Genomic DNA, 6,785 nt, shown 5'->3' on the forward strand with positions numbered 1-6,785 from the left:
CAGCCCGCAACACGTCGGTCGAGTTCTACCGCATCCCGAGCCCACGTGTCAGCCCACCAAAATTCGGGGCGGACCCGCTGTCCCGATCAGCTATTCCATCAGACCAGCGGCGATGGTCGCGCCGAGTTCCCAGCATTTCTCCAGATCGGCCTTGCTCGGCGGTCCCGAGACCACGACCGCCTCGGCGGCGCGCTGCCAGCCCAGCCCGGTGGTGATCCGCTCCACGCTGCTCTCAGCACCTTCGGTGCCTTCGTTGCCGTGCAGGTAGAGGCCGTAGGGGCGCCCACCGGTCGAGTCGAGGCAGGGGTAGTAGATGGTGTCGAAGGCGTGTTTGAGCGCGCCGCTCATGTAGCCGAGATTGGCCGGGGTGCCGAGCAGGTAGCCGTCGGCGTCGAGCACATCGACGGCGGTCACCGCCAGCGCGGCCCGGCGCACCACCTCGACCCCCTCGATCTCGGGGTCGCTCGCCCCGGCGAGTACCGCTTCGAACATCGCCTGGGTGTGCGGCGAGGGGGTGTGATGGATGATCAGCAACCGGGCCATGGGCTCGCTACTCTCCTGGGTCGCGTTCCAGTTTTTCCAGTGCCACCGCGCGGCGCATGGTGTCGCGGGCGCGGCCCCGGTCGCCGGCGTAGTCGTAGGCGCGGGCCAGCCGGTAGGAGGAGCGCCAGTTGTCCGGGTCGGCTTCCCACTCGGTCTTGATCTGCGCGAACAGGGCGTCGGCCGCGTCGCGTTCGATCCGGCCGGAGGGTCGGCGCGGCAGTTGCGAGGTGTCGACCTCCAGTCCTTCCTCGTGGATACGCCGGGCCAGCCGTTGATGCGCGAACGCCGCGCTCAAGGTCGCCCACAGGATCCAGAGACCGACGACGGGCAGCAGCAGCATGCCGATGCCGATCGCGATACCCGCGAACCCGCCGTCGGCGATGTAGGCGACGGCGAGCCCGCCGAGCCGGACGAAGTAGAACAGCAGCGCGACGACCAGGAACACCACGACCGCAACGGTTTTCAGGACCTGCCGATCGGGTCGCTGCGCGTCGGAGTCGCTCACAGATCCAGGAACGGGTCGAGCCCGACGGTCAGACCCGGCCGTCCGGCGATCTCACGCACCCCGAGCAGCACGCCCGGGGCGAACGAGGACCGGTCGATGGAGTCGTGGCGAATGGTCAGGGTCTCGCCCTGGGTGCCGAACAGCACCTCCTGGTGGGCCACGAGCCCGGCCAGACGCACCGAATGCACTCGCACACCGTCGACATCGGCGCCGCGGGCACCCTCGAGTTCGGTGGTGGTGGCGTCGGGGCTGATCCCGACCCCGGCCTCGGCGCGGGCCGCGGCGATCACCGCGGCGGTGCGGTAGGCGGTGCCCGAGGGGGCGTCGGCCTTGTTCGGGTGGTGCAACTCGATGACCTCGACCGAGTCGAAGAACCGCGCCGCCTGCTCGGCGAATCGCATCGACAGCACGGCGCCGATGGCGAAGTTCGGCGCGATCAGCACGCCCACCTCGGGCCGCTGCGCCAGCTGCCCGCGTACCTCGGCGAGGCGGGCCTCGTCGAAGCCGGTGGTGCCGACGACGGCGTGGATGCCGTTCTCGATCAGGAACTTCAGGTTGCCCATCACCACATCGGGGTGGGTGAAATCGACGACCACCTGGGTGCCCGCCTCGGTGAACGTCTCGAGCGCGTCACCCTTGTCGACCTGCGCCACCAGCTCCAGATCGGGCGCCGCCTCCACCGCCGCGCAGATCGCCTGCCCGACCTTGCCGCGTGCTCCGAGCACTCCGACCCGAATGGTCACCGCATCTCCTCGTCCTCGACTCAGCTTGCTCGTCGAAGCCTATCGAGCAGCCCGTGGGGCCGCGGCGCCGACCTCACACCATCGGGCCGGCCGAGCCGTCAGTCGAAGACGATCACCTGTCGTAGCGCCGCGCCCGCCGCGAGATCGTCCATCGCCTGGTTCACCTGGTCGAGTCCGATGCGGGCCGAGACGAGCCGTTCCAGCGGCAGCTTGCCCTCGCGCCACCGCCGCACGTATTCGGGGATGTCACGGTCGGGAACAGCGGAGCCGAGGTAGCTGCCGATGATGGTGCGGCCCTGCGCCACCAGCGCCAGTGGCGAGATGGTGGCCGTGGCGGTCGGGGCGGGCAGGCCGACCGTCACGGTGACGCCACCGGGTGCTGTTGCGGTGACGGCGGTTTCGAACGCGCGGACGTTGCCCGCCGCTTCGATCACCACGTCGGCCTGCACGCCCTGCTCGGCGACCTCGCCCGGCGTGCAGGCCGCGGTCGCACCGAATTCGCGGGCGAGCGCCAGCTTTTCGGGAACCGTGTCGACGGCGATCACCTCACCGAGACCGAGCGACACCGCGACGAGCACCGCCGCCATCCCGACACCACCGAGCCCGACCACCATGATCCGGTCGCCCGCACCGGGTTTCGCGGCGTTGAGCAGTGCGCCGCCGCCGGTGAGCACCGCGCAGCCGAGCACCGCCGCCACCTCGGGCGGCACGTCGTGGTCGACCGGGACGACCGAGCGCCGGTCCACCACCGCGTGCGTAGCGAAGCCGGAGACGCCGAGATGGTGCTGCACCACCTCGCCGTCGCGGGTGAGCCGTCGGCCGCCGCCGAGCAATTCGCCCGCGTTGTTGGCAACACTGCCCGGCCCGCACGGCGTGCGCCCGTTGCTCGCACAGCCCGCGCAGTCGCCGCAGCGCGGCAGGAACGTCATCACGACCCGCTGTCCAGGGGCCACATCGGTGACACCGGCGCCCACCGATTCGACGATGCCTGCGGCTTCGTGGCCGAGCAGCATGGGCACCGGGCGCACCCGATTGCCGTCCACCACAGACAGATCCGAATGGCACAGGCCGGCCGCTTCGATGCGCACCAGCAATTCGCCCCGACCCGGTTCGGCCAGTTCCAGGTCACACACCGTGATGGGCTGCGAATCGGCGAACGGCGCCGGATCGGCGATCCGTTCCAGAACGGCTCCACGAATCTTCATGCTCGCGACGCTACCGCGAGTGCCCTTTACAGGTTCCGGGATCTGTCGCTAACCTCGATCTCGGTGATGGTGCTCCTGTCGGCCGCCTCGTACCGTGCCCAGGGTCGGCGCCATCACGAACAAGGAGAAATCCCCTGTCAGTGCAGTTCAATCACACCATTGTCGGATGCCGCGATAATCGGGAGACCGCCGAGTTCTGGGCGGACATCCTCGGGTTGGACGTAGGAAAAGAGTGGGGGCCGTTCATTCCGATCGCCCTCGATCACGGCGCGGCCTTCGATTTCGCCAAGGTCCCGCCCTTCGTTTCCGAGATCCAGCCGCAGCACTACGCGTTCCTGGTCAGCGAGGCCGAGTTCGACGCGGCCTACGCCAAGATCCAGCGCTACAAGCTGGACCATTGGGCCGACCCCCAGCAACACGGGGTCAACGAGATCAATCACAACGATGGTGGTCGCGGTGTCTATTTCCTCGATCCCAACGGCCACTTCCTGGAACTGATCACCGTTCCGTACGGCGGTTGGCCCGAGTAGTCGTTCAGGCCGGTCCCTGCTGGGACCGGCCTGTTTGCGATTACCCGAGTTTCGCGGCCGCGCGGGTCCCGCGCAGACCCAGCAGCGCGGCGCCGACACACGCCACCGAGACGCCCACGATGAACCAGGGGAATACCGTCGTGAGTCCCCAGGTCGTCGCGGCCCAGCCCGCCGCCAGGGTCGGCAAGGCCATCGCCGAATAGGCCAGCAGGTAGAAGGCCGACATGGTCTCGCCACGGCGATGCGGCGGAACGACCTCGGACAGGTGCCGCAGCGACCCACCGAAACCGAGACCGAAGGTGCCGCCGAGCACCAGACCGGCGAGGACCACTACCGCGGGCTCTTTCGTGGCCAGCGCCGGAATAGTGGCGAGTAGTGCGGCCGCCATGCCGAGGTCACCGATCATCGCGGCGCGACGGGCCGGCACCCGGGTGGCCAGCAACTGCGCCAACGCGCCCGCCAGCGCGGTGCTCGCGACGACGACACCACCGAACACCAGATTGTGCACGCCGGTTTCGGCCGCGGCCAGCGACGGATACAGCGACAGCAGGACACCCAGCACCGACCAGGCGGCCATCACGCCGATCGCGGAGAACCAGAAGTCGGACCTGATCTCGTGCGGGACGGACGGTTTCGCGATGGTGATGCGCGCCTTCACCCGGGTGGTGTGCGGTTCACGAAGGGCGAGAATGCCGGCCCCCGCGGCCACACAGATGACGGTGATCACCACATACGGCGTGCGCAACGGCGACGGCGCGTACTGCGCGAGCACCGCGGTGCCGAGCACCGCGATCGCGATGCCGACGTTGAACGCGACGCCGCTGAGCTGCCCGGAGCGAGCACCACGCTCGGGCCGCAGATCCAGCAGCGCCGCCGCGCCCGCGACGACGGTGGCGCCGACGGCCGCCCCGTGTAATGCCCTGGCCAGCAACAACATCGGCACCGAATCGGCGAGCAGGAAGACGCCCAGCCCGAGGATCATGGTGGCGAAGGCGCCGATCATCACCGGCTTGCGGCCGACCACATCGGAGATCCGGCCGGAGACCAGCACCGCACCGAGCGCCGCGAAGGCATAGACGGCGAAGACCAGGGTCGTGGTCAGCGGGGACAGATGCCACTCGGTCTCGTAGATCCCGTAGAGCGGAGCGGGCGCCCCGGAAACCCCGAGCGCCACCGCGCTCGCGGCCAGGACGAGCCCGTACGCCCAGCGCTGCCCGGCCTCGACCGGCGCCATCGTTGTCGCTGCCACAGCAGCCCCCATCAGCAGAGTTTGATAACCATCGAACGATGATCAGGCTACGCCGAGTATGATGACTATCAAACCCCCGAGTGAGGTAACTCATGACACAGGCTAAAGATCTCACCCCGGCGCCGACCATACCCGTCGCCGCGCTCCCCACCGTCCTCGGCGCCCTTCACGACCCCGTCCGCCTGGAGATGGTCCGTCGCCTGAGCAATGCCGCCGCCCCCGTCCGCTGCGCGGCGCTCTACGACGCGATCAACAAATCCACCGCGACCCACCACTTCAAGATCCTGCGCGAAGCGGGCCTGATCGAACGGCTCACCATCGACGGCCAGACCTTCCAGGAACTGCGCACCGATGCCGTAGAGCACGCGCTGCCCGGCCTGCTCCCCTCGATCGTCGACGCCGCCAACCGCGTGGATGCGGATGCCACACACCGCGACGAGCAGTCCTTGCGCTGATCGCCCGACCGGCCCTGCGTGTTTCCAGCGTTCCGCGGCTGTCGCCACCGCGCCGCCCGGCAGTGACGGCGTGCCGGCCAGATCCCGACTCGGACAGATGGCCACAGGCGACCGGGGCTTCCACCCGGGGTGGCGCGACACCGCTCACCACCGATCATCGGCACCGCCGTTCACGCGCGCACCCGGATGACCCCGGTGCCGAATTGCTCAGCGCTCGACGAGCTTTCGGACCGAGGCGGGCAGATCGCGGGTGCGCTGATACGGGCCCGACACCGCCGCACCGTAGGGGCGGGCGAGCAAGGTGCGGGCGATCTCGCTGACCTCGTCGGTGGTGACGGCGTCGATGCGAGCCAGGGTCGCCGAGACGCTGCGATGGTTGCCGTAGCTGAGTTCGCTGCGGCCGATGCGGTTCATCCGGGAGGCCGAGTCCTCGAGGCCCAAGACCAGCCCGCCGCGCAAAGAGCCCTTGGCCCTGGCGCATTCGGCATCGGTGACACCGTTGGCGGCGACCTCGTCGAGCACGCCACGTGCCAATGTCGCGACCTGGCCGAGGTTTTCGGGCTGGCAGCCGAGCGAGACCGAGAACGCGCCGGTGTCGGCGAAGGTGTCGACGCTCGAGTACACCGAGTACGCCAGGCCGCGTTCTTCCCGGATGCGCTGGAACAGGCGCGAACTCAGGCCGCCGCCGACGATGGTGTTGAGGATCGACAGCGGCCAGCGCTGTTGACCTTCGTGCCTGCCGAACGCCCGCACCCCGAAGGCGAGGTGGGTCTGTTCACTGTCGCGGTTGATCCTGATCAGGCCGGGTGCGCCCTGCGCGCGGAACTTCCCTTCGCGGCGCGGCGCGGGCTCGGCGGTGGTGTCCAGGTGTGGCCCGAACGCGCGGTGCACCAGTTCCACTACGCGTTCGTGCTCCACGTTGCCCGCCACCGCGACGACCATGCGATCGGGCCGGTAGCGGCGCTGATGGAAGCCGCGCAGCTGGGCAGCCTGCATGTTCTCGATGGATTCGACGCTGCCGATCACCGGGCGCCCGATCGGATGGTCGCCGAACATGGCGGTGAGGAAGGAGTCGGCGACCAGGTCTTCGGGGTCGTCGTCGCGCATCGCGATCTCTTCCAGGACCACCTGGCGCTCCACGTCGACGTCGATCGCGCGACACAGACCGTTGAGCACCACATCGGAGACGAGGTCCACGGCGAGCGGCAGGTCCTCGTCGATGACGTGGGCGTAGTAGCAGGTCTGTTCCTTGGCGGTGAACGCGTTGAGCTCGCCGCCGACCGCGTCCATGGATTGCGCGATGTCGAGGGCGGTGCGTGTGGGCGTCGCCTTGAACAGCAGATGTTCGAGGAAGTGCGCGGCGCCGGCCACGGTGGGGCCCTCGTCGCGCGAACCGACGCCTACCCACACCCCGATGGAGGCCGAGCGCACGCCGGGCACGTGCTCGGTGACCACACGAAGGCCACCGGGCAGCACGGTGCGGCGCACTCCCCCGGTGGAGACATCGTCAGCGGATTCGGTATTCGACTCGGTCAACTTCGGTTTCGTCACCCGA

General features: G+C 69.0%; 8 protein-coding genes. 2 read left to right on the forward strand and 6 right to left on the reverse strand.

The genetic code is table 11. The features are described 5' to 3' along the window. Positions 1-90: 90 nt before the first annotated feature. From ACWFRF_RS14635 to ACWFRF_RS14650, 4 genes are all read right to left on the reverse strand, one after another. Positions 91-543, reverse strand: a complete 453-nt coding sequence (locus ACWFRF_RS14635; protein ID WP_378655351.1) for a flavodoxin family protein — start codon at positions 541-543, stop codon at positions 91-93. Positions 544-550: 7 nt separating this feature from the next. Then, on the reverse strand, positions 551-1,048 hold the full coding sequence (locus ACWFRF_RS14640) for a hypothetical protein (protein ID WP_452450335.1): 498 nt from the start codon (positions 1,046-1,048) through the stop codon (positions 551-553). Continuing rightward, positions 1,045-1,791, reverse strand: coding sequence for a 4-hydroxy-tetrahydrodipicolinate reductase (dapB, locus tag ACWFRF_RS14645; protein WP_378761874.1), 747 nt, complete (start codon positions 1,789-1,791; stop codon positions 1,045-1,047). Before dapB ends, ACWFRF_RS14640 begins: the two co-directional genes overlap by 4 nt. A gap of 98 nt (positions 1,792-1,889) precedes the next feature. Then, a complete protein-coding gene (locus tag ACWFRF_RS14650; protein WP_452450337.1) occupies positions 1,890-2,996 on the reverse strand; it encodes a zinc-binding dehydrogenase in 1,107 nt (368 codons plus the stop codon). Positions 2,997-3,130: 134 nt separating this feature from the next. Here ACWFRF_RS14650 and ACWFRF_RS14655 point away from each other — a divergent pair, with 134 nt between their 5' ends. Continuing rightward, on the forward strand, positions 3,131-3,526 hold the full coding sequence (locus ACWFRF_RS14655) for a VOC family protein (protein WP_364411883.1): 396 nt from the start codon (positions 3,131-3,133) through the stop codon (positions 3,524-3,526). Between the two features lie 40 nt (positions 3,527-3,566). On the opposite strand, the gene ACWFRF_RS14660 is transcribed toward ACWFRF_RS14655, so the two are convergent. After that, positions 3,567-4,787 (reverse strand): MFS transporter, encoded by a 1,221-nt coding sequence (locus ACWFRF_RS14660; RefSeq protein WP_379313047.1) that lies wholly within the window; start codon positions 4,785-4,787, stop codon positions 3,567-3,569. Positions 4,788-4,867: 80 nt separating this feature from the next. Between ACWFRF_RS14660 and ACWFRF_RS14665 the strand changes: the two genes are divergently transcribed. Next, entirely contained in the window at positions 4,868-5,230 is a 363-nt protein-coding gene (locus tag ACWFRF_RS14665; RefSeq protein WP_378992362.1) for an ArsR/SmtB family transcription factor, read from the forward strand. Positions 5,231-5,437: 207 nt separating this feature from the next. On the opposite strand, the gene ACWFRF_RS14670 is transcribed toward ACWFRF_RS14665, so the two are convergent. After that, entirely contained in the window at positions 5,438-6,766 is a 1,329-nt protein-coding gene (locus ACWFRF_RS14670; protein WP_379313053.1) for a M16 family metallopeptidase, read from the reverse strand. Positions 6,767-6,785: the final 19 nt, after the last annotated feature.

The sequence above is a fragment of the Nocardia sp. NPDC055165 genome (assembly GCF_053606985.1).

Bases quoted from the DNA above. Each gene is read 5' to 3' on its own strand.
- ACWFRF_RS14650 (WP_452450337.1), bottom strand. From the start codon at position 2,996: ATGAAGATTCGTGGAGCCGTTCTGGAACGGATCGCCGATCCGGCGCCG.
- ACWFRF_RS14635 (WP_378655351.1), bottom strand. From the start codon at position 543: ATGGCCCGGTTGCTGATCATCCATCACACCCCCTCGCCGCACACCCAG.
- ACWFRF_RS14660 (WP_379313047.1), bottom strand. From the start codon at position 4,787: ATGGGGGCTGCTGTGGCAGCGACAACGATGGCGCCGGTCGAGGCCGGG.
- ACWFRF_RS14665 (WP_378992362.1), top strand. From the start codon at position 4,868: ATGACACAGGCTAAAGATCTCACCCCGGCGCCGACCATACCCGTCGCC.